Annotated in this window: 21 protein-coding genes and 2 tRNA genes; 11 read left to right on the top strand and 12 right to left on the bottom strand. The window is 67.5% G+C overall.

Going from position 1 to position 21,484, the window contains the following annotated elements; genetic code table 11:
- Positions 1–228 precede the first annotated feature (228 nt).
- On the bottom strand, positions 229–438 hold the full coding sequence (locus ACTMO_RS22430; protein WP_084792123.1) for a DUF397 domain-containing protein: 210 nt from the start codon (positions 436–438) through the stop codon (positions 229–231).
- 12 nt (positions 439–450) lie between these two features.
- A complete protein-coding gene (locus tag ACTMO_RS0112770; RefSeq protein ID WP_026449188.1) occupies positions 451–1,347 on the bottom strand; it encodes a helix-turn-helix domain-containing protein in 897 nt (298 codons plus the stop codon).
- 132 nt (positions 1,348–1,479) lie between these two features.
- On the opposite strand from ACTMO_RS0112770, the gene ACTMO_RS0112775 reads away from it, so the two are divergent.
- Both ACTMO_RS0112775 and ACTMO_RS0112780 read left to right on the top strand, forming a co-directional pair.
- Positions 1,480–1,800 carry a hypothetical protein gene (locus tag ACTMO_RS0112775; protein WP_019855084.1) on the top strand — a complete coding sequence of 107 codons (321 nt, stop codon included), beginning with the start codon at positions 1,480–1,482 and terminating at the stop codon, positions 1,798–1,800.
- 231 nt (positions 1,801–2,031) lie between these two features.
- Positions 2,032–2,493, top strand: coding sequence for an Imm1 family immunity protein (locus tag ACTMO_RS0112780; protein WP_019855085.1), 462 nt, complete (start codon positions 2,032–2,034; stop codon positions 2,491–2,493).
- A 213-nt stretch (positions 2,494–2,706) separates the two neighbouring features.
- On the opposite strand, the gene ACTMO_RS0112785 is transcribed toward ACTMO_RS0112780, so the two are convergent.
- Positions 2,707–3,198, bottom strand: a complete 492-nt coding sequence (locus ACTMO_RS0112785) for an AMIN-like domain-containing (lipo)protein (RefSeq protein WP_157062876.1) — start codon at positions 3,196–3,198, stop codon at positions 2,707–2,709.
- A gap of 403 nt (positions 3,199–3,601) precedes the next feature.
- Between ACTMO_RS0112785 and fdhD the strand changes: the two genes are divergently transcribed.
- The gene (fdhD, locus tag ACTMO_RS0112790) at positions 3,602–4,486 is read left to right on the top strand and encodes a formate dehydrogenase accessory sulfurtransferase FdhD (protein ID WP_019855087.1); all 885 of its coding nucleotides are present in this window, start codon (positions 3,602–3,604) and stop codon (positions 4,484–4,486) included.
- Here the strand turns inward: fdhD and ACTMO_RS0112795 are convergent.
- The 5 genes from ACTMO_RS0112795 to tig form a co-directional block, all read right to left on the bottom strand.
- Positions 4,460–5,089 carry an RBBP9/YdeN family alpha/beta hydrolase gene (locus ACTMO_RS0112795; RefSeq protein ID WP_019855088.1) on the bottom strand — a complete coding sequence of 210 codons (630 nt, stop codon included), beginning with the start codon at positions 5,087–5,089 and terminating at the stop codon, positions 4,460–4,462. The two genes, fdhD and ACTMO_RS0112795, sit on opposite strands and share 27 nt — an antisense overlap.
- 146 nt (positions 5,090–5,235) lie before the next feature.
- Entirely contained in the window at positions 5,236–6,528 is a 1,293-nt protein-coding gene (gene clpX, locus ACTMO_RS0112800; protein ID WP_019855089.1) for an ATP-dependent Clp protease ATP-binding subunit ClpX, read from the bottom strand.
- A gap of 231 nt (positions 6,529–6,759) precedes the next feature.
- On the bottom strand, positions 6,760–7,392 hold the full coding sequence (locus tag ACTMO_RS0112805) for an ATP-dependent Clp protease proteolytic subunit (RefSeq protein WP_019855090.1): 633 nt from the start codon (positions 7,390–7,392) through the stop codon (positions 6,760–6,762).
- 49 nt (positions 7,393–7,441) lie between these two features.
- Positions 7,442–8,068 (bottom strand): ATP-dependent Clp protease proteolytic subunit, encoded by a 627-nt coding sequence (locus ACTMO_RS0112810; protein ID WP_019855091.1) that lies wholly within the window; start codon positions 8,066–8,068, stop codon positions 7,442–7,444.
- A gap of 408 nt (positions 8,069–8,476) precedes the next feature.
- Positions 8,477–9,889, bottom strand: coding sequence for a trigger factor (gene tig / locus ACTMO_RS0112815; protein WP_019855092.1), 1,413 nt, complete (start codon positions 9,887–9,889; stop codon positions 8,477–8,479).
- 196 nt (positions 9,890–10,085) lie between these two features.
- Between tig and ACTMO_RS0112820 the strand changes: the two genes are divergently transcribed.
- Positions 10,086–11,009: a ferredoxin family protein gene (locus ACTMO_RS0112820; RefSeq protein ID WP_019855093.1), complete on the top strand. Its 924-nt coding sequence runs from the start codon at positions 10,086–10,088 to the stop codon at positions 11,007–11,009.
- A gap of 55 nt (positions 11,010–11,064) precedes the next feature.
- Here ACTMO_RS0112820 and ACTMO_RS0112825 read toward each other — a convergent pair.
- A tRNA-Pro gene (locus ACTMO_RS0112825) sits at positions 11,065–11,138 on the bottom strand.
- A gap of 119 nt (positions 11,139–11,257) precedes the next feature.
- On the opposite strand from ACTMO_RS0112825, the gene ACTMO_RS0112830 reads away from it, so the two are divergent.
- The 3 genes from ACTMO_RS0112830 (at position 11,258) to ACTMO_RS0112840 (ending at position 13,808) form a co-directional block, all read left to right on the top strand.
- Positions 11,258–11,329, top strand: a tRNA-Gly gene (locus ACTMO_RS0112830).
- Positions 11,330–11,590: 261 nt separating this feature from the next.
- Positions 11,591–13,042: a DHA2 family efflux MFS transporter permease subunit gene (locus ACTMO_RS21005; RefSeq protein WP_019855094.1), complete on the top strand. Its 1,452-nt coding sequence runs from the start codon at positions 11,591–11,593 to the stop codon at positions 13,040–13,042.
- Between the two features lie 142 nt (positions 13,043–13,184).
- The gene (locus tag ACTMO_RS0112840) at positions 13,185–13,808 is read left to right on the top strand and encodes a 2'-5' RNA ligase family protein (RefSeq protein WP_026449191.1); all 624 of its coding nucleotides are present in this window, start codon (positions 13,185–13,187) and stop codon (positions 13,806–13,808) included.
- A 107-nt stretch (positions 13,809–13,915) separates the two neighbouring features.
- On the opposite strand, the gene ACTMO_RS0112845 is transcribed toward ACTMO_RS0112840, so the two are convergent.
- Positions 13,916–14,722, bottom strand: coding sequence for a zinc finger domain-containing protein (locus ACTMO_RS0112845; protein WP_019855096.1), 807 nt, complete (start codon positions 14,720–14,722; stop codon positions 13,916–13,918).
- Positions 14,723–14,837: 115 nt separating this feature from the next.
- On the bottom strand, positions 14,838–15,308 hold the full coding sequence (locus ACTMO_RS0112850) for a ribose-5-phosphate isomerase (RefSeq protein WP_019855097.1): 471 nt from the start codon (positions 15,306–15,308) through the stop codon (positions 14,838–14,840).
- Positions 15,309–15,364: 56 nt separating this feature from the next.
- Here ACTMO_RS0112850 and ACTMO_RS0112855 point away from each other — a divergent pair, with 56 nt between their 5' ends.
- The gene (locus ACTMO_RS0112855; RefSeq protein ID WP_019855098.1) at positions 15,365–16,114 is read left to right on the top strand and encodes a 2-phosphosulfolactate phosphatase; all 750 of its coding nucleotides are present in this window, start codon (positions 15,365–15,367) and stop codon (positions 16,112–16,114) included.
- Between the two features lie 63 nt (positions 16,115–16,177).
- A complete protein-coding gene (locus ACTMO_RS0112860; protein WP_019855099.1) occupies positions 16,178–17,005 on the top strand; it encodes an MBL fold metallo-hydrolase in 828 nt (275 codons plus the stop codon).
- A 120-nt stretch (positions 17,006–17,125) separates the two neighbouring features.
- Here ACTMO_RS0112860 and ACTMO_RS0112865 read toward each other — a convergent pair whose 3' ends face one another.
- On the bottom strand, positions 17,126–17,749 hold the full coding sequence (locus tag ACTMO_RS0112865) for a mycothiol-dependent nitroreductase Rv2466c family protein (RefSeq protein ID WP_019855100.1): 624 nt from the start codon (positions 17,747–17,749) through the stop codon (positions 17,126–17,128).
- A gap of 271 nt (positions 17,750–18,020) precedes the next feature.
- Between ACTMO_RS0112865 and pepN the strand changes: the two genes are divergently transcribed.
- Positions 18,021–20,597, top strand: coding sequence for an aminopeptidase N (gene pepN, locus ACTMO_RS0112870; RefSeq protein ID WP_019855101.1), 2,577 nt, complete (start codon positions 18,021–18,023; stop codon positions 20,595–20,597).
- 123 nt (positions 20,598–20,720) lie between these two features.
- Positions 20,721–21,479, top strand: a complete 759-nt coding sequence (locus ACTMO_RS0112875; protein WP_019855102.1) for a response regulator — start codon at positions 20,721–20,723, stop codon at positions 21,477–21,479.
- The last annotated feature ends 5 nt before the right edge of the window (positions 21,480–21,484 follow it).

Consider the following 21,484-nt stretch of genomic DNA (forward strand, 5'->3'; position numbering starts at 1 on the left):
CGACCTCGACGCAGGTGGTGCCGCCGTTACTTCCACCGGTGGAGTAACTGCTTCTCCGCCAGATAAGAGCTTCTGACTTGCGTTGCGTACTCATCTCGAAACCCTCAAGGATCAGTAGGCTTTCATCGCTCGGTCGATTTCCTCGGAGACCTCCGGGTTGGTTCACCGATAGACTCTGCGGAGCTCTCCACGACAGCTCGACCGTATGCACGCGGTTCCACGAGCCGACTATTCTCCGGCACGGACGCTCGCCACGAAGGACCGCCACCGGCCAGTTGGCACCGTCAGCACACCCGCCTCGGGCGCCTTGGAGTCCCGCACAGCGGTAAAACCCTCCCCGAAAGCGACCTCGACGCAGTTGCCACTGCCGCTTCCCGCGCCTCCCGAACGAGTGCTCTTGCGCCACACCAAAGAGCTAGTAGAGATGTCGTTACTCACGGTATGTGCTCCCTATACAGCGGCTTTCGCGAATTGCTGCACGGCCCGTTCAATCCTCGCGGTGGACTCTTCTGGAGACCATGCTCGCTCAGTGAGGATACCGAATCGAAGTGTGTAGTTTCGTACCTCATCACGATCTTCGATATACAACGTTCCGCCCGGTGCTTCGGCATAGCCGAAGTCGGGTATCGGATCGGGCAGGGTGAGAATGGAGAACGAACCGTCGACAGCAGGTGTGGCTCCTGCCGACCTGGGAAGCACCTGGATGGTGATGTGCTCTCGCTGCGCCTGTTCGACGAGTCGCTGGAGCTGGTCCCGCATGATGGTGTCGCTGCCCACGGGACGTTCTAGGACAGGTTCGTCGATGATCACGTGCAGTTTGAGCGGTTCCTCCCTGGTGAGAACCTGTTGACGCGCCATCCTGGCCATGACCCGACGTTCGATGGCCTCAGCGGACAGATCCGGACTTCCTCCGCTCATCACAGCACGTGCCCAGTCCGGGGTCTGCAACAGACCGGGAACGACCATGGTCTCCAGTTGGCGCTGAGCGACAAGTGCTCCCTCGACTTCCAACACATTACGAAAGTCAGGTGGAAACTCCTTCCGGATAGCCAGCCAGTAGCCACGCTCATTTGCGGTGGAGGCAAGATCCAACAGCCATGTTCGTAGTTCGGTGTCCGTAACCTTGTACAGATCAAGGAGTTGCTCGACTTCCCGGTACCTGACCTTCTGGTCCCGGGTCTCGATGCGCTGCAACTTGGACCGAGACCACTTTCCTGGTTGTTTTCGCAGTTCGTCAGCGGCTTCGTGCATCGTGAAACCGGCCTGCTCACGGAGCTGACGCAAGCTCTCCGTCAATTGCCATCGCCGAACAGTACTACTCACCGCGTCGCTGCCCGCTGTAGTCATCACTTATCACCTGCTACTTCCTGTACTCATCCATTCGAGTGTTTATCCGGGTACCCACTTTTCATCCGGGTACCCATAAAACATAGTGGTTACCACTGGCAATCGAAAGACTACTCAGTGCGGGAGGTTGCGATGCGGGCAGGATCGCGTGAGGGAACGGTCACGAGTGCGACCGGGTCCACGGAGCGCCCAGCTGGACTCGTCGACCTGACGGAGCTTCTCAACGCGGCACACCGTCCCCAGGTGTTCGCCCTGCTGGAGAGAACCGACCCCGAGCTCGGGGAGCTGGAGTTGTTCGCCTGGGGTGTGGAAGTGGGTGGGAGTGCCAACGTGTTCCGGGCCGACGGTCATGTGCTGGCCCACTGCGGTTCGGCCGAGGCGGCCCAGAGCATGTTCGGCATCATCCGCGACGTCGTGCTGGTCTGGCCCGAGGAAACCAACCGGATCGGGTGAAAATCGGCGTGAGCGCCTTACACACCGCGAGTTCGCCCCTACGAAGCAGCTGTACCACCCGGCGGTCCGGAACAGCGGAAACCGCCGGGATGGTTCATCGGTAACCATCGCGGAACCAGTCGGGATTGTTCGACACTCGACTGCGCGCATCGAAAATCGCTCGCCGTCATGCCCGTACCCAGTAAGCGAGGTGACACGAGCGGCACGAACGGTAATCCAGGGGCGATCGACATGATCAGCGTGTTCATCGAGCGTGTTCCCACCCGGCTCGTCGCCGATACACCCGGCGAGCTCGAACGCGTTCTCGACGAGCTGCTGTCGGGTCCCGAGGACTATCCACTCGGTACAGTGGAGGACCCCCACGTCATCGCGGACCTGTATCCCGGCGACGTGACTGGCGAGGAAGATGACGACGAGCAGAAGCTTCCGGTGGTGTGGCTACACGTCAGCGTCCAGCCGCACGACAGCATAGGCGCGATCGGCTACGTCTGGACCGACGGAACGACGACCGACTCCTGGGAAGCCTCCGCCTCCGAGCACAGCCCCGGGCTGCTGTACTCGACCCACAGCGGCGGCCGGTTCGACACCGACACCGCCCTTCCGCTGGACACCGTCGCACGCGCCGTCCGAAAGTTCGCGGAAACCGGCACTCCTCCGACGTGCGTGACCTGGCGCCAGGAAACGCTCGTCTGAACCACGAGACACACCGCCCCACGAGTACGGGCGTATCCCGCACACAATGGCGGGATACGCCCTTCACGCACACCGGGTTTTTCCACCGTGAGCACACGAATCCGAGCGTGTTCACGGAGGAATCATCGTGTTACGAATCCTCCAGTGTGAAAAACACATCCGGGAAGACAGCACGGCCGCGTCACGGAAAACCCGGCCTCTTCGATCCCCCAGTCAGGAAGAGCACTCGGAGGATTTCACATCCACGACGATGTCGGTGTCGAGCACCTTGACGTCGTAGGAAGGCTTGCCCGGGGAATCAGTGCAGCCGTTCACCCCGATCGCGGCTTCCTGCACCTGCTCGAAACCACCCAGATAGCGCAGCTCGGAAACGGTGGGCAGGTCCTTGTCCACGACCTCGCGCACGCTTCCGTCCGTGGTGGCGTGGGTGAAGGTCACACCGAGGAAATGCTCGCCCTCCATCTCCACAGGCTTGCCCGAACCCGGCTCCTTCGGATCACCGCCCAGGTACTTCACCTCGTACTGCGGCAGCGAGTCGTTCCGCTTCGGGTCGCTGAAGTGGAACACCACACGGTCGGAATCCTCGTCGCCGGGCTTGAGCTCGATGCTCTTCAACTCGGTGGGGTCCTTCCCCGTGGCCGGATCCACCCCCTGGCTCGGCTTCCCGGAATCATCCGGAGTGGGATCACCGGAATCCTGGGACAAGGCGGTCCCCGCGCCCCATGCCGAGAGCGGGAACACCAACAACGCGGCAGCTCCCGTAAGAATCGTTCGTTTCGAGCGGAGTCGCACAGTCGATCAGCCTTTCTTTCGCTTCGGCTGTTTGCTCCTCGCACCCCGCAAGACGCGTAGAACCGATTCGGGTTGAGTAACGAAGCGAACTTTTTTGGCCGAATTTTTCCCTCCACCGAAGACGAGGACTCGGTCCGCGACATCCTCTGCTTCCGCTCACACCATGTCCTGCTCACTTGACGGATGCCCCGGTTCCGGCAAACAAATCGATAGTGCCCGCTCCGTTGCTACACGACCCACGCAGCGGTCCGGAAGCGTATCCTGACCAGTCCCGTCACGGATCACCGAACGAGAGACGAACGGAAGGCCCGAGCACATGGGACGGATCACGGTCCGCAGGCGAGTACGGCGCATCGACCCGAACGGCGGACGCGAGCGCCCGGACACGTTGGCCGCCGAGGAACCACTGGAGATCCGGCTGAACGGCAAACCGCTGACCGTCACCATGCGCACCCCCGGCCACGACGTGGAACTGGCCCACGGATTCCTGCTCACCGAAAGCGTGATCGCCGACCCCGGCCAGATCTCCGGCGCGCGCTACTGCGACAGTCCCGGCCCCGACGGTCGCAACACCTACAACGTGCTCGACGTGCGCCTGGCCCCCGGGGTCCGCGCCCCGGACAACTCGGTGGAGCGCAACTTCTACACCACCTCCTCCTGCGGGGTGTGCGGCAAAGCCGCTCTCGACGCGGTGCGGCTACGCAGCAGCCACCCCCCGGCGGCGGACCCGGTGCGGGTGCGGGCGGAGACGGTCACCGAGCTGCCCGAGGCACTGCGCAGTGCCCAACGCGTGTTCGACAGCACCGGTGGTCTGCACGGGGCCGGACTGTTCACCCCGACCGGGGAAGCGCTGGTCGTCCGCGAGGACGTGGGGCGGCACAACGCGGTGGACAAGGTTCTCGGGCGGGCACTGCTCGACGGCGGCGTGCCGCTGCGCGGCACCGTGCTCATGCTGTCGGGACGGGCGTCCTTCGAACTGGTGCAGAAGGCGGCCCTGGCCGGTGTGCCGCTCGTGGCCGCCGTGTCCGCGCCCTCCTCGCTGGCCGCCGAACTCGCCGAGGAACAGGGGATCACCCTGGTCGGCTTCCTGCGCGGCTCCTCGATGAACGTCTACACCGCCCCCGAAAGGATCTCGGAGGACGGGGGAGCCTCGGAACTCCCCCGAGACTCCTCCTCAGACCATCCGGAAGGCACCCGGTGAGGCCCCGAAGGTGTTCGGTTCGGTCTCGAACCTGTCGGCCAGCGGAGCCGTGCCGTGCAGCACCCAACGCAGCACGGCTGGCCACGGACCGTAGCCCGCGTCGGTGTTGAGGTGCTCCCCGTCCGGGATCACGTCCATCTCCACCCGCAGGGTCTCCGCAAGATAGTGGCCGTCCTGCACCGACAGGTACGGGTCACCGGAACCGATCACCAGCCGCGTGGTTCCCGCCGCCCGCCGAAGGGCGTGCGCGTCCACCGGATACGGCGCGAGCCCGCGCACGTCGGGATGGCTCCACTCCGGTCCCGGAGGGGACACCAACAGCACCCGGTCCGCGCGCCTGTCCCTGCCGCCGATCGTCGCCGCGTGGTGCAGCCAGAGCGCGGCACCGCACGAGTGAGCGGCCACCACCAACTCCGCCTCCGCCGGAACCCGCTCCAGGCGTCGCCGCAGCGTGGCCAACCACGCGTCCAGCTCCGGATGGTCCCGGTCCGGCAGCTCGGGAAAATCACAACTCACCCCGAGTTCGCCCAGCCGTCCGTCGAGCCACTGCTGCCAGTGCCACGGTCCCGAGCCCCCGAATCCGTGCACGAGCAGAACGCGCATATCGCTCACGGTGCCGCCTCCCAACATCGACGATCAACGACGGTCACACCGCGTCAATGATCGCCGATACCCGGCGCCCGAACGGGCAGCACACGCGGAGCCGCACACATCCGCCGCCGGAGATCACCCCGGTTGGGGGAAGGAGGTCAGGCGGACTTCTCCCTGCGTTCGTGCCGACTGCTCTGGCGAGCGACGATGGTGGGGTTGACGTTCTCCTGAACGGTCTGCTCGGTGATGACCACCTTGGCCACATCGGACCGGCTCGGGATGTCGTACATCACCGGAAGCAGCACTTCCTCCAGGATCGCCCGCAGTCCGCGGGCGCCCGTGCCCCGGGCGATCGCCAGCTCGGCTATGGACTCCAGCGCCGCCTGGGTGAACTCCAGCTCCACCCCGTCGAGCTCGAACAGCCGGATGTACTGCTTGACCAGCGCGTTACGCGGCTCGGTCAGGATCCGGACCAGGGCGGGCTTGTCCAGGTTGGTGACGCTGGCCACCGTGGGCAACCTGCCGATGAACTCGGGGATGAGACCGTACTTGATCAGGTCCTCCGGCAGCACCTCAGCGAAGTGGTCGGCCGAGTCGACCTCCTCCTTGGACCGCAGCTCGGCGCCGAACCCGACACTGTGCTTGCCGATCCGGTCCTCGACGATCTCCTCCAGACCACCGAAGGCCCCCGCCACGATGAACAGCACGTTGGTGGTGTCGATCTGGATGAACTCCTGGTGGGGATGCTTGCGTCCACCCTGCGGTGGGACGCTGGCCGTGGTGCCCTCCAGGATCTTCAACAGGGCCTGTTGCACGCCCTCCCCGGAAACGTCCCGGGTGATCGACGGGTTCTCGCTCTTGCGGGCGATCTTGTCCACCTCGTCGATGTAGACGATGCCGGTCTCGGCCCGCTTGACGTCGTAGTCGGCGGCCTGGATCAGCTTCAGCAGGATGTTCTCCACGTCCTCGCCGACGTAGCCCGCCTCGGTCAGTGCCGTGGCGTCGGCGATGGCGAACGGGACGTTGAGCATCTTGGCCAGGGTCTGCGCCAGGTACGTCTTGCCGCAGCCGGTGGGGCCGAGCATGAGGATGTTCGACTTGGCCAGCTCGACCTTCTCCTCGCGGCCCTCGCGGCCGCCCTCCCGCTGGTGCTCACCGGCCTGGATCCGCTTGTAGTGGTTGTAGACCGCCACCGAGAGGTTCCGCTTGGCGCTGGCCTGGCCGATGACGTACTGGTCGAGGAAGTCGTGGATCTCACCGGGCTTGGGCAGCTCGTCGAGCTTGACCTCGCCGGACTCGGCGAGCTCCTCCTCTATGATCTCGTTGCAGAGGTCGATGCACTCGTCACAGATGTACACGCCGGGGCCGGCGATGAGTTTCTTCACCTGCTTCTGGCTCTTCCCGCAGAAGGAGCACTTCAGCAGGTCGCCGCCGTCACCGATACGTGCCATGCCGCTGACCTCGTCCCCTCCGGCGCACCGCCCGGCACGCCTAGCCTGTCGTCGACGTCGGTTCCGCACCCGACGGTACCCGCCATGTCCCCGGCACGGGGAGTTCTCCTCACCCCGCTCGCCCGGGCGGACGACCCTCCGGGCACCGACGGATCCGTCGAGCTGATCAACATCCTGCCCCGCCACGGCCGAGCACGTCGACACCCCGACGTGCTCGGCGTGTCGAGATCATCAGGACTTCTGCTGCGAAAGCTTGCGGTAGGGCATGACCTCGTCGATCACCCCGTACTCCTTGGCGTCCTCGGCGGGCAGGATCAGATCCCGCTCGACGTCCCGGTGAATCTGCTCCTCGGGACGGCCCGTGTGCTTGGACAGGGTCGTCTCCATCAGTTTACGCATCCGCTGCACCTCGTTGGACTGGATCTCCAGGTCGGAGACCTGCCCGTAGATGCCCTCGGTGGCGGGCTGGTGCAGCAGCGCACGGGAGTTCGGCAAGGCCATCCGCTTGCCGGGGGTGCCCGCCGCGAGCAGCACGGCCGCCGCCGAGGCCGCCTGCCCCAGGCAGACCGTCCGGATGTCCGGACGGACGTACTGCATCGTGTCGTAGATCGCCATCAGGGCGGTGAACGATCCCCCCGGCGAGTTGATGTAGACCTGGATCTCCCGGTCCGGGTCGTCGGACTCCAGGTACAGCAGCTGCGCCATGATGTCGTTGGCCGAGACGTCGTCGACCTGCACCCCGAGGAACACGATCCGTTCCTCGAACAGCTTGTTGTACGGGTTCGACTCCTTGACGCCGTACGTCGTGCGCTCCACGAACGACGGCAGCATGTACCGGGCTTGGGGGAGCTGGAATGAGCTCACTGCGGTGACTCCTCGTGACTGTGCCGACAGGGCTCGCTGTACGGAGCGATCAGTTGCTCGGCAGGTTTGCGCGGTTGGCGATGTGGTCCACGAAGCCGTACTCGAGCGCCTCGTCGGCGGTGAACCAGCGATCGCGGTCGGAATCCTCGATGATCTTCTCGACCGTCTGGCCGGTCTGGGCCGCGATCAGCTCGGCCATCTCCTGCTTCTGCCTGGAGAACACGTCGGCCTGGATCGCGATGTCCGAAGCCGTTCCCCCCAGGCCCGCGGACGGCTGGTGCATCAGCACCCGCGCGTGCGGCAGGGCGAAACGCTTGCCCTTGGCCCCGGCCGACAGCAGGAACTGCCCCATCGAAGCCGCGAAGCCCATCGCCACCGTGGCCACGTCGGGCTTGATGAGCTGCATCGTGTCGTAGATCGCCATCCCGGAGGGAACCGAACCACCGGGAGAGTTGATGTAGAGGGCGATGTCGCGTTCGGGGTCCTCGGCGGCCAACAACAGCATCTGCGAGCAGATCTGGTTGGCGATGCTGTCCTCCACCTGCGAACCGAGGACGATGATGCGTTCCCGCAGCAGCCGCTCGTAGACCGAGTCGTTGAGCGAGAGCCCGTTGCTACCGGTCCTCATCTGCGGTGACTGTGCGTCGAACGCCTGAACAGTCTCTTGCTGGGTCACGTCTCCCTGCCTTCTTCCACAATGGACCCGGTAGGCACGTCGTCTGACCGGGCCGTCCGAAAGTGTTGCCCGTTACCGAAAGTGCCGGAGTCCGGGTGATCCTTACAACCGACCCTAACGAACGTGGGCGGCACCAGCTTCCCGGTGCCGCCCACGTTCGCTGAGAGCTTTAGGAGTCCTGACTCGCGGCCCGCTCGGGTGTCCGGTCAACCGGTACGTACGACGGATCCGAACCCCCGGCGACCGTCCCTAGTCGTTCCACGAGGGCCCCGGAACCGCTCGTGACGTCCCCGGCGGGGCGGACAGGGATCACACCTGAGCGACCGTGGTTCCCCGCGACCCGCGGGCACGACCGCACACGAGCCCGGAACGGCCGTGGAGTCGTTCGACCTCACAGGCCGCGCACGCTCACTGCTGCGCGGAACTCTGCTCGGACTGTTCCTCCGTCCGGTCGGCCGTCTCCCCCTCGACCTGCTCCGGCTGCTCCTGGTCCTCCTCCTGCTGGGTACCGAGCAGCTCGTCCATGTCCAGGGTGTTGCCCTCGGAGTCCGTGACCGTGGCCTGACGGACGACCGAGAACAGGGCCTTGCTCCTCCTGATGTCGGAGTAGATACGCCCCAGCTGCCCGGACTGCTGGACCTGCTGGATGAACTGGTCCGGGCTGATCCCGGACTGCTGCGCCTGGTAGATGATCCGCTCGGTGAGCTCGTTGTCCGAGACCGAGATCTCCTCGCGGTCGGCGACGGTGTCCAACACCAGCTGGGTCTTGACCGCCTCCTCGGCCTCGCGCCGCGTCTCGGCGTCGAAGTCCTCCCGGGTCTTGCCCTGTTCCTGCAGAGCCTCGGCGAAGCGCTGCTCGTCGTGGTCGTACGGGTGGATCGCGTCGTGCTCGCGCATCTCCACCTCGGACTGGACCACGCTCTCCGGCAGCGGAACCTCGACCCGTTCCAGCAGCGCCTCCAGGACCTTGTCCCTGGCCTGCATTCCCTGCTGCATCCGCTTGACGCGACCGAGCCGCTGCCGCAGGTCCGCGGTGAGTTCCTCGATGGTGTCGAACTCACTGGCCATCTGGGCGAACTCGTCGTCGGCCTCGGGAAGCTGGCGCTCCTTGACCGAGTTCAGCGTCACCTCGACCTCGGCGTCCCGACCGGCGTACTCCCCGGCGACGAGGCGGGTGGTGAAGTTCCTGGTCTCCCCGGCGCTCGCGCCGATCAACGCCTCGTCGATACCCTCGACGAGCTCACCCGAACCGATCTCGTAGGACAGTCCGCTGGTCTGGGCGTCCTCGACCTGTTTGCCGTCGACGGTGGCCGAAAGATCGATGCTGACGTAGTCACCGTTTGCCGCCGGGCGGTCCACCCCGGTGAGCGTTCCGAACCGGGCCCGCAGTTCGTCCAGCTGCTCCTGGACGTCCTGCTCGGTGACCTCCTGGTCGTCCACGCTCACGGCCAGCTCGTCGAAAGCGGGAACGGTCAGTTCCGGCCGCACGTCGACCTCGGCGGAGAACTCGATCTGCTCGCCGTCGACGATGTTGGTGACCTCGATCTCCGGTCGACTCAGGGGCTGGACCTCGTTGCTGGTGACGGCCTCCGTGTACTTGGAGGGAACGGCCTCGTTGACGACCTCGTCGAGCACGGGTCCACGGCCGATCCTGCTCTCCAGCACCTTGGCCGGAGCCTTGCCGGGACGAAAGCCAGGGATCCGGACCTGCTTGGCCAGTTCCTTGTACGCGCGGTCGAAGTTCGGCTTGAGCTCGTCGAACGGCACCTCGACGTTGAGCCGTACGCGCGTCGGGCTCAGGTGCTCGACGGTGCTCTTCACGTGGTCTCCTCGTGCGAACGTTCTTGAAAGACTCCCGGCTGGTCCGTCGGAGGGAAAACCCCACGACACACCGTGGAGGGGCTCCCTCAGTGCCGGGCTGACCTCCGATTCTATGGCCCGAACTCGCGGAGGGCCCCTCCGGGTGCCAACGCGCCCGAACGGGCGAAGTTCGGCGGGCCCGTGCTTGAGTGGGGACGTGCAGGAATCGCAGGAGGAGGTCGGGGGCGCACCGCGCACCTGTGCCGCGTGGTCCGAGACGTTGGACGAGCCGATGGCGGGCACGGCTCCCGTGGCCACGAGCTGGCTGTGTCTGGAACAGCCGGGGCCCTGGGGCCACGACGCGCTGCTGCGAAGCCACCTGGACCCGGAGTTGGGGAGGTGTCTGGCGGAACGGGCCTCCGCCCACGGGGTGCGCATCCAGCTGATCCGGAGCACCGGGCGACATCCCGACACGGGCGGGAAGTTCTCCCGCACGGTCTACCTGGCGCACACGACCCCCGGAGCGAGCTGGCTGCGCGGCACGGAGCTGACCGCCCCCGAGCAGCTGCTGGACCTCGACTTCGCCGCGTTCGCCGCGGGCGAGCACGGAGGGTGGGGCACCCCGCGCACGGAACCGGTGCTGCTGGTCTGCACCAACGGGAGACGGGACCGGTGCTGTGCCCTACGGGGCAGGGCGTTGCTCGAACAACTCGCGGGCAGGCACGACGGTCAACTGTGGGAAACGACACACCTCGGCGGGCATCGCTTCGCCCCCACGGCCGTGGTGCTGCCCACCGGATACGGCTACGGAAGACTCGACCCGCACACGGTCGACGCGGTGCTCGCGGACGCGGCCGTGGGCAAGGTGGCCACCACGCACTGCCGGGGACGTTGCGCGCTGAGTCATCCCGCGCAGGTGGCGGAGCTGGCGGTGCGCGAGGCCACCGGCGAGCGTGGCGAGGACGCCCTCCGGGTCCGCGCGCGAAGCCCGGAGGGGGTGTCCCTGGAACACCGGGACGGGCGGAGCTGGCAGGTCGACCTCGACGAGACGACGCTCTCCCCGGCACGCCCGAACAGCTGTGGCAAGACGGCCGTCGAGATCGGCGCGTGGACGGCACGACGGGTCCATCGACTGAGCTGAGTACGTCGTGACGACGAAGGCCGGACGTCCTCGTCCGGACATCCGGCCGGAAACGTCGGGGTGGCGGGATTTGAACCCACGGCCCCTCGCACCCAAAGCGAGTGCGCTACCAAGCTGCGCCACACCCCGATGGGGTCCTCGTAGGACCCTACCGCCGTCGGCTAGAGTACGACAGCGGCGTCACCGCGATCGACGGGGACCCCCGGGGATCTTCCCCACTCGCCGTGCTGTAGCATGGTGGGCGTACTGCGGGTGTAGCTCAATGGTTAGAGCCCCAGCCTTCCAAGCTGGTTATGCGGGTTCGATTCCCGTCACCCGCTCGGTTTCGGACGGTGTCCGCCCTTCTGGGCGGGCACCGTTTTTCGTCGCCCCACGGGGTACTCCACTCCCTCCGTCGGCCCGGAAACGTCCCCCGCGACGAGGCCGCCCCGGTGTGGGCCCGTGAATTCGACTGGCCATCGACCGGGTGAACACCCATCCTGGTGACTCGCGCCCACCATCGGTGAAAACCCTTCGGATCCAACTCCGGACCCGTCCCGTGCGGCAGCACGGCTCGACACGTTTACGGAGGCGATGCGCCGTTGCGACGGCTCGAATACAAGTGGCTGGTCGGGATCACCTTCGTACTGGCCCTGGTCATGCAGATCCTGGACATGACCATCCTGAACGTGGCCCTGGCCACCCTGGGAGAACGGTTCGACGTCGGCGCGGGAACCCTGCAGTGGGTGCTGACCTCGTACATGATCAGCCTGGCCGTATTCATCCCGGCCTCGGGATGGATCTCCGACCGTTTCGGAAGCAAACGGACCTTCCAGTTCGCGGTGTCCACCTTCACCGTGGCTTCGGTGATCTGCGGAGCCGCCCCCGGTATCGGAACACTGATCGCCGCGCGTTTCCTGCAGGGTGTCGGCGGGGGAATGCTGGTCCCCGTGGGACAGGCGATGTTGTTCCGCGCCTTCCCCGCGCGGGAACGCGCCAAGGCCTCGGCGGTGCTGGCCATTCCGATCACCGCCGCTCCCGCTCTGGGTCCGGTCCTCGGAGGCGCTTTGATCGAGGCCGCCAGTTGGCGGTGGATCTTCTTCATCAACGTTCCCGTCGGCGCGCTGGCCCTGATGTGCTCGGTGCTCTTCCTCGTGGAGGAACGCGGGAAACACCCCGGAGGGTTCGACCTGCCCGGTTTCCTGTTGGCCGGTACCGGACTGGCCACACTGCTGTTCGGACTGGACAGAGCCGCCGAACTCGGATGGACGAGCCCCGTGGTGTGGCTCTGCCTCGCCACGGCCGCGGTGCTCGTGAGCGGGCTCGTCTGGCGCGAGCTGAGCACCACGGAACCGATGCTGGAACTGCGGCTGCTCGGCGACAGGATCTTCGGCACGGGAAACCTGCTGCTGCTGTGCCAGACGGGTGCGATGTTCGGAACGCTGTTCCTCGTCCCGCTCTATCTGCAGAACCTGCGGGGGTTCTCGGCGTTGCAGGCCGGAGCCGTGCTCATGCCGCAGGCGCTGTCCATGCTGCTGGTCACCCAGCTCGTCAGCAGGATCTACGGGCGTGTCGGCCCTCGGAGGCTGATCGCGGGTGGTTTCGTGGTGCTCGTCGCCGCGTCGGGCACCATGCAGTTCGTGGGACTGTCCAGCTCCCTGTGGGCGCTGATCGGCTCCCTGCTGCTGCTCGGATGCGCCATGGGCCTGGTGATGACCCCGCTGCAGACGGCGGCGTTCGCGCAGACCACGGGCGCGCACATGGGACAGGCCACCTCCCTGTTCAACGTGAGCCGTCAGGTGGCCACGGCGCTGGCCACAGCGACGGTGGCCAGCGCGCTCGTCATGTTCACCGACGCCGCCACCAGCGGCCTGGCCGGGGATCCCCGGGCGCTCGCCGAGGCCAGGATGACCGGCTTCCACGGAGCCTTCCTGGTGCCGGTGGTGTTCGGCCTGCTGGGACTGGCCCTGACCTCCCGGGTGCGTGACGGGGACGCCGCGGCCACGCTCGACCGGCATGACACGGGCCACCGGCGTGGCTCCCCGGTCGACTGACCGCGACCGCCCGCCGGTCACCGGGACGGCAGACTTGGAGACGATGACCCACGGCCGACGCGGGGCCGGTCCCCGCGTCGGAACAGCCGTTACCGTCTCGGGCCCGCCTCGATCGACGGTGCACTATCCGGGAGTGAACGACATGGCACACGCCGACCAGGTCCGCAAACACGTTCCCCGGGGGAACGGGACGCGTCCGGAGGAGAGCACACTGGCCTGGCTGCTTCCGCTGGGCAACAGTCCCGAACTGCGCGGATTGGCCAACCAGTACCAGTACTCGCTGCGTGACCTTCCTGGATTCGACCCGGTTCCGCTGGAGTGGATGCACATCCTGCTGCAGGAAAGCGGCGGTTACGAACAGGCCCCCCAGGGGCGGGTCGAGGCGCTGCTGGAGGCCGCCCGACAGCGCCTGTCCTCCTTCGCCCCGCTCTCCCTGTCCTTCCACGGCGGAGTCGTCCTCTCCGAGTCGCTGGCCCTGCCCGCCGAGCCCCAGGCCACCCTCACGGACCTGCGTGGCCGCCTGCGGGAGGCCACCGCCGAGGTGCTGGGAACGCAGCCTCCGGAGGAACCGGAGGAGATCGACCGCCACGTGAGTCTGGCCTACGCCACGGCCGACGGACCGGCCGTGTTCGCCAAGGCGACGCTGGAGGCGACCCAGGTCGAGCCGGTCACCCTGACCGTGCCCGGCATAGCGCTGGTGCGGCTCTACCGGGACCACTCGGGCACCGAGTGGTCCGTGCTCGGTGAGGTGGAGCTGGCCGGCTGAGCCGGGCGGGCGGAGTCACTCCGGTACCCGGCGGGGAGGGGACCCTCGGTGGTCGAGAGCTGGTCCGCACGCACCGCCACGACCTCCCGCCGGGTGGAGTCCTCCGGTCAGTCCGCCTGACAGTGGGGGCACCAGTAGAGATTGCGTCCGTGCAACCGGGCCACGGAAACCGGGGTCCCGCACACCAGACACGGGCTGGCACCCCGGCGGTAGACGTAGACCTCGCCGCCGTGCCGGTCCCGACGGGGCAGCCGACCGGTCACCTCCGGGGAGTGCTCGTGCCGCACGGTGTCGATCCGCCCGGTACGCAGCCCCTGCGACATCAGTACCACCAGGTCCCGCCAGATCGCCTCCCACGTGTCCCGGGGCAGCGACCTGCCCGGCAGACGGGGCGGAACTCCGTGGCGGAACAGCACCTCGGCGCGGTAGGCGTTGCCCACACCGGCGAGCACGGACTGGTCCATCAGTAGCGCGGCCACGGTGGAACGGGAACGGCTGATCCTCTCCCACGCGCGGTCGGGATCGGCGTCCTCCCGCAACGGATCGGGACCGAGCCGGTCCCGCTGTGCGGCGACCTCCTCCGGAGTGAGCATCTCGCAGGCGGCGGGACCACGCAGATCCGTGCCGTGGGTGGGGCCCACGATCCGCATCCGTACCTTGCCCCGGGGCTGTTCGAGGGGCACGGGGGACTCGGTGAACGTTCCGTACAGCCCCAGGTGAACGTGCACCACACGGTCGGAGTCGTAGAAGTGCCAGAGGTGTTTCCCGTGTGCCTCGGCGGTCTCGAAAACCGCGCCGTTCAGTACCTCGGCAGCGGTGAACCGCCCCTGGGGGCTGTGCACCTCGACCGGCTTTCCCGCGAAACGCCGTCGGTGCAGCCGGGCGAGTCCGTGGAGTACGTGTCCCTCCGGCACGGCAACGACACCAACCAATCGCGTTCTCTCGGAGACGAAGGACGGACTCCGTCGGAACACACGGAGGAACCGGCATCCCGCAGTCGAGGTCGCGCAGGCCGGTTCCCCCGGGAGCTCACTGCTGGGGAAGGGCGGGGGCTTGGCCGCTGCGTTCGTAGTCGGACAGCATGTCGATGCGGCGCTGGTGCCGCCCTCCCTCGAACTCCGTGGTCAGGAACACGTCCACGAACCGTTCGATCTCGGTGGCCTCGTGCATCCGGGCCCCGATCCCGGCCACCAGCGCGTTGTTGTGCCGCCTGGCCAGTTCGGCGGTCTCCTCGTTCCACACCAGAGCGGCCCGGGCACCCGGAACCTTGTTCGCGGCGATCTGCTCGCCGTTTCCGGAACCGCCGATGACCAGCCCCAGACTCCCGGCGTCGGCGACCACCCGGCGGGCGGTCTCCACACAGAACGGCGGATAGTCGTCCTCCGCGTCGTAGACGGAGGGTCCCACGTCGACCACCTCGTAGCCGAGGTTGGTCAGTCGTTCGTTCAAACGGGTCTTCAGGTCGAAACCGGCGTGATCGGAACCAAGATAGACGCGCACTCTTGTAGTGTGCCAAACCGTTTCGCACGGACCCGTCACCCGGTCAGGGGGTAGACATGAGGCAGGAGCGTTCGAACGCGTCCTTCGTACAGTCCGGTCACGCGGTGCGTTTCGACTGGGGGATCGACGGATTACGAAGACTCGGGCGGGAATGCGCCGTGCTGGTCGTGGTGGACGTGCTCTCCTTCGCCACGGCGGTGGACATGGCCACCGGCGCCGGCGCGCACGTGTTACCGCTGCCCCAGGAGGACGACAGGGCCCGTCAGGCGGCGGAAGCGGCCGGCGCGGTCCTCGCGGGGCCTCGCGGGGAGAGCGACCACTCGCTGAGTCCCTCCACGCTGAGCGACGTCGCCGAGGGCGCCCTGATCGGGTTGCCCTCCCCGAACGGGGCCCGCCTGTGCTCGGTCGCCGCCGAGCTCGGCGCGATCGTCTTCGCCGGCTGTCTGCGGAACGCGAGTGCGGTGGCCGGGGCCGCCGGTGCGGCCGCGCGCAACGGACCCGTCGGTGTGGTCGCCGCCGGCGAACGACGCGGAGAGCACACCCTCCGGTTCGCCGTGGAGGACGTATTGGGGGCGGGAGCGGTCATCTCGGCGTTGCCTGCCGAGGTGGGCAGCAGGTCGGTGGAGGCCGAGACGGTCGCGCGGAGCTATCGGAACGTGAGCGACCTGCGCGGAGAGCTGCGCGGCTGCGAGTCCGGACGCGAACTCGTCGAGTGGGGCTACGGACAGGACGTGGAACTGGCCTGCCTGGCGGACGTGAGCGCGACCGCCCCACGGCTGCGCGCCGGCGTGTTCAGTCGCCGGTGACCACACAGAACTACGAAGGACGTCGCGAGGACGCCCGCGCGCACGGCACCGTGAACAGAGGGGATGGCTGTCACCGTGGACTCCGGAGGAACCGGTCACTGGAGGGAACTGTGCCCGGGAGTGCTGGTTCGGCGCTACGCCGAACTGGATCTGACCGTGGGCCTGGTGCTGGGCGACGAGCGGGCGCTGGTGATCGACACACGCGGCGACCGCCGGCAGGGAGCGGAGCTCGCCGAGGCGGTGCGCGGCCTCACCCGGCTGCCCACCCAGGTGGTGCTCACCCACGCCCACTTCGACCACTGTTTCGGTACCACCGCGTTCACCCCGGTACCGGTCTGGTCCCACGTGGACTTCACCGCACACCTCACCGCCACGGCGGAGCTCCAGCGCGAGGCCTGGACGAGGCACTACCGCGCCGTGGGCGAGGCGGAGACGGCCGCCGCGCTGGCCGAGACCGCGCTCGAGTTCCCCGACCGTTCCGTGGACGAACCGGTGCTGCTCGACCTGGGAGGACGGACGGTGCGCCTCTTCCATCCGGGGCCGGGACACACCGACCACGACCTGGTGGTCCGGGTGGAGGACGCCGCGGTCTCCTTCGTGGGCGACCTGCTCGAGAACGGCGCCTGCCCCGACTTCGAGGACGCCCACCCGCTGCGCTGGCCCGACTCTCTCGAGCAGGTGCTGGGGCACTCCGACGAGCTGTTCGTCCCCGGCCACGGGGATCCGATGTCTCCGGAACAGGCCGCGCGGCAGCACACGGAACTGCGTTCCCTCGCCGAGCTGTGCGCGGGCGTCTCCCGCGGAGAACTCGGTGAGCGGGAGGCCGTCGCGCGCGGACCGTACCCGGAGGAGACCGTCCGCGCCGCCCTGAGCCGGGTCGGCGGCGGGTGACCCCGCCACCGATCCCTTCGCCCGGCCCCGGTGGGTCGGGCGTGGACGAGGATGCGCGGTCTTCCGAGGACCGCCTTCCGCGGACACGGGGGTGGACGCGTCCGCGGCGAAGACGGGCTGTCAGTCGAACCGGGGATCCTCGGTCCTGGTCCGCTTGAGCTCGAAGAAGTACGGGTAGCCCGCCAGGGTCCGTGCGGCGTCGAACAGCTCGCCCGCCTGCTCCCCCCGCGGAATCCGCGTGGTGATCGGCCCGAAGAAGGCCACCCCGTCCACGTGGATGGTCGGCGTGCCGACCTCGTCGCCCACCGGATCCATACCCGCGTGGTGGCTGGCACGCAGCTGTTCGTCGTACTCGTCGCTGTCCCCCGCCTCGGCCAGGTTCGCGGGAAGGCCGACCTCGGCCAGCGACTCCGAAATCACCTGATCGAAGTCCTTGTATCCCTTGTCATGGAAACGCGTCCCCATGGCGGTGTACAACGGTGCCAGTACCTCGTTGCCGTGGTTCTCGGCGGCGGCGATCGTCACCCGGACCGGTTTCCACGCCTTGTCCAGCAACTGCTTGTACTCTTCTCCCACCTCGCGGCCCGAGTTGAGCACGGCCAGACTCATGACGCGGAAACGCAGGTCTATGTCCCGGACCTGCTCGACTTCGAGCATCCACCGGGAGGACACCCAGGCGAACGGGCAGACCGGATCGAAATAGAAGTAGACCTCCGGGCGGTCGCTCCGCTCGGCAGTGGCCATGAACGCACCTCCGTGGTTGTCCCCCGACAGGGGGAGATTTCCTGTCCCACCGGGTCAACCACACACGGACGCGCGATGTTCCCGGCTCGTCCACCGCCGGAGGAACGGAAACGGGTTCCACTCCCCTCCGACGAAACCGTCCTCCGCGCCGGAGAACCGTCACCGCCCCCGCCACACACCGCCTGCACGCCCGGCGAACAGCATGATTGACTCTGGTTCGGGCGTTCGAACGCCCTTGCAGCCTTTCCCACGACTACTGACGAGGTGATCCGTGGCTCCGCCGAACCTGACCCGTCAACAGGCGAGCGAACGCGCCGAGGTGCTGGCGGTCCAGTCCTACGAGATCGAGCTGGACCTGTCCGACGGCGCGGGCGGTGACGACGTGGAGGTCTTCGGCTCGAAGACCACCGTGAGGTTCACCACCACCCGCCCGGGTAATTCCACCTGGATCGATCTGATGGCGGCACGGGTGCACAGTGCCGTGCTCAACGGCGTGGAGCTGGACCTCTCCGACTACGACGAGGAGAAGGGCATCACCCTGCCCGATCTCGCCGAGCAGAACGAACTCGTCGTCGACGCCGAGTGCGAGTACACCAACACCGGCGAAGGACTGCACCGGTTCGTCGACCCCGTCGACGGCGGGGTGTACCTGTACAGCCAGTTCGAGACCGCCGACGCCAAGCGGATGTTCGCCTGCTTCGACCAGCCCGACCTCAAGGCGAGCTTCCGGCTGACCGTCACGGCCCCGGACGGCTGGAAAGTCATCTCGAACTCCCCCGGGGAGATCACCGCCTCCGCCGGAGGCAGCAGCACGCACGTCTTCCGGCCCACTCCCCCGCTCTCCACCTACCTGGTCGCCCTGGTCGCCGGTCCCTACGCGGAGTGGCGCGACGTCTACAACGGACCGGAGGGGGAGATCCCGCTCGGCCTGTACTGCCGGGCCTCCCTGGCCGAGTACTTCGACCCCGAACGGCTGTTCACCGAGACCAAGCAGGGATTCGGTTTCTACCAGCGGGCCTTCGGCGTGCCGTACCCCTTCGCCAAGTACGACCAGTGCTTCGTGCCCGAGTTCAACGCCGGTGCGATGGAGAACGCGGGGTGCGTGACCTTCCTGGAGGACTACGTCTTCCGCTCCAGGGTCACCGGCTACCTCTACGAGCGCCGTGCGGAGACGGTGCTGCACGAGATGGCCCACATGTGGTTCGGCGATCTCGTCACGATGCGGTGGTGGGACGACCTGTGGCTCAACGAGTCATTCGCCACGTGGGCGAGCGTGCTGGCCCAGTCCTCGGCCACCGAGTACACCCACGCCTGGACCACCTTCGCCAACGTGGAGAAGTCCTGGGCCTACCGCCAGGACCAGCTGCCCTCCACCCACCCCGTGGCGGCCGACATCGTGGACCTGCAGGCCGTGGAGGTCAACTTCGACGGCATCACCTACGCCAAGGGCGCCTCGGTGCTCAAACAGCTGGTCTCCTACGTCGGTCTCGACAACTTCCTGCGGGGACTGAAGATCTACTTCGACCGCCACGCCTGGGGTAACGCCGAACTCTCCGACCTGCTCACCGCCCTGGAGGAGGCCTCGGGACGGGACCTGTCCTGGTGGAGCGCACAGTGGCTGGAGACCACGGGGCTGAACTCGATGCGCCCCGAGTTCGACACCGACGAGCGGGGACGCTTCAGCCACTTCGCCGTGGTGCAGGGGCCCGCCACGCCGGGAGCGGGTGAGTACCGCACCCACCGACTCGCGGTCGGCGTCTACGACGAGGACCCGGACTCCGGCAAACTCGTTCGCACCCACCGCAGTGAACTGGACGTATCCGGTCAGCGCACCGAGGTCGACGAGCTCCGCGGAGTACCGAGCGGCAAACTGGTGCTGGTCAACGACGACGACCTCACCTACTGCTCGATGCGGCTGGACCAGAGGTCACTGGACACCCTGGTGGAGCGGATCGCCGATGTCGACGACTCGCTGCCACGCGCCCTGTGCTGGTCCACGGCCTGGGAGATGACCCGCGACGCCGAGATGCGGCCGCGGGACTTCGTCGACCTCGTCGTCGGCAGGAACACCGCGAACGGAATCGGAGCCGAGGCCGAGATCGGAGTGGTACAGCGTGTCCTGCTCCAGGCCAGAACCGCGCTGGGCTCCTACAGCGACCCGGACTGGCAGCCGGAGGGCTGGCGGCGTTACACCGGCCGACTGCTCGAACTGGCCCGCGCCGCCGAGCCCGGATCGGACCACCAGCTCGCCTTCGTCAACGCGCTCGTCGGTGCGCGACTCGACGAGGACACGTTGACGGTGCTGCGTGGGTGGCTGGACGGAACCGTCCCGCTCGACGGTCTCGTGGTGGACGCGGACCTGCGCTGGCAACTGCTGCAGGCCCTGGTGGCACACGGCGCCGCCGGGGAGGACGAGATCGACGAGGAGTTCGCCGCCGATCCCACGGCCACCGGCAGGAGGCGAGCGGAACGCGCCCGCGCGCTGATCCCCACCGCCGAGGCCAAGGAACGTGCCTGGCAGCGCGCCGTGCACGACGACGAGCTTCCCAACGCGATCAACGAGGCGATCATCTCCGGCTTCCAGCACCCGGCGCAGCAGCACCTGCTCACCCCCTACGTGGAGCGCTACTTCGCCGAGATCGACGACGTCTGGCGGCGGCGCTCCAGCGAACGCGCCCAGCCGACGGTGATCGGGCTGTTCCCGTCCTGGTCGGTGGACGAGGAAACCGTCCGGGCCGCCGACGCCTGGCTGGCCGAGGAGCACCCTCCCGCCCTGCGCCGACTGGTCTCCGAGGGGAAGGCGGGTGTGGTCCGCGCGCTGGCCGCCAGGGAGTGTGACCGTTCCTGACCCTCGGTCGCCGGAGGCACCGTACCTCCTTTGGAGTGGTGCCTCCGGCGATCCCTCTCGGGGAGACGATCACCGGGCGTAGGGTTGCGCCCACGGAACGTCCACCGTGCCGTGGAGCCGCCCATGCCCGAGCTGATCACCGCGATCGCCACCCTGATGTGGCCACTGATCACCCTGTTGCTGTTCCTGATGTTCCGTCGGGCCATCGGACGGGTGTTGCGCACCGCCGAAAGGCGGGAGCTCGACTTCGAAATAGGTGGCCAGCGGCTGACCTTCCACGAGCTGAACGACCAGCAGAACGAGATGATCCAGGACCTGCAGCGTCAGCTCAGCGTGCTGAACGAGCGTCTCGACGCACAGGACCGCAGTTCCGGGGAGGCGGTCGGCTCCACCGGGCCCGCGCAGCCGCTGCCCGAGGAGGAGCTTTCCCCCCAGGGAGCGCGGCCCCCGGGGGAGGAACCGGTGGGGACGGAGCACTTCCCACCGGTGCGGGCCCCGAGCGGCGCCGAACCCTTCGCGGTGCTGTGGGTGACCGACCGGGCCCAGAGCCACGCGCTGTTGGTGGAGCAACTCCGGAACAACGGGGTGCGTGTCACCATCACGGCCACCACATCCGAGGCGGTGGCCGAGATCTCCGAGAGGCCGTACCGGCTCGTCGTCACGGACATGGCCCGGCGGGAGGACGGTCGGTGGCGCAACGACGCCGGCCTGACCCTGTTGCGCGAACTCCGTGATCTCGGGATGGAGATACCGGTGATCGTCTTCGGAACACAGCGCGGACAGGTTCAGCACGCCGACCAGGCACGCCAGCTGGGAGCGGTGGCCGCCACCCACTCGGCCTACGAGATGTTCCGCCACTTCCAGAACTTCGGGCTGCTGTGAACGAG

Origin of the sequence: Actinopolyspora mortivallis DSM 44261, from assembly GCF_000384035.1 — a bacterium.
Taxonomy (GTDB): Bacteria; Actinomycetota; Actinomycetes; order Mycobacteriales; family Pseudonocardiaceae; genus Actinopolyspora; species Actinopolyspora mortivallis.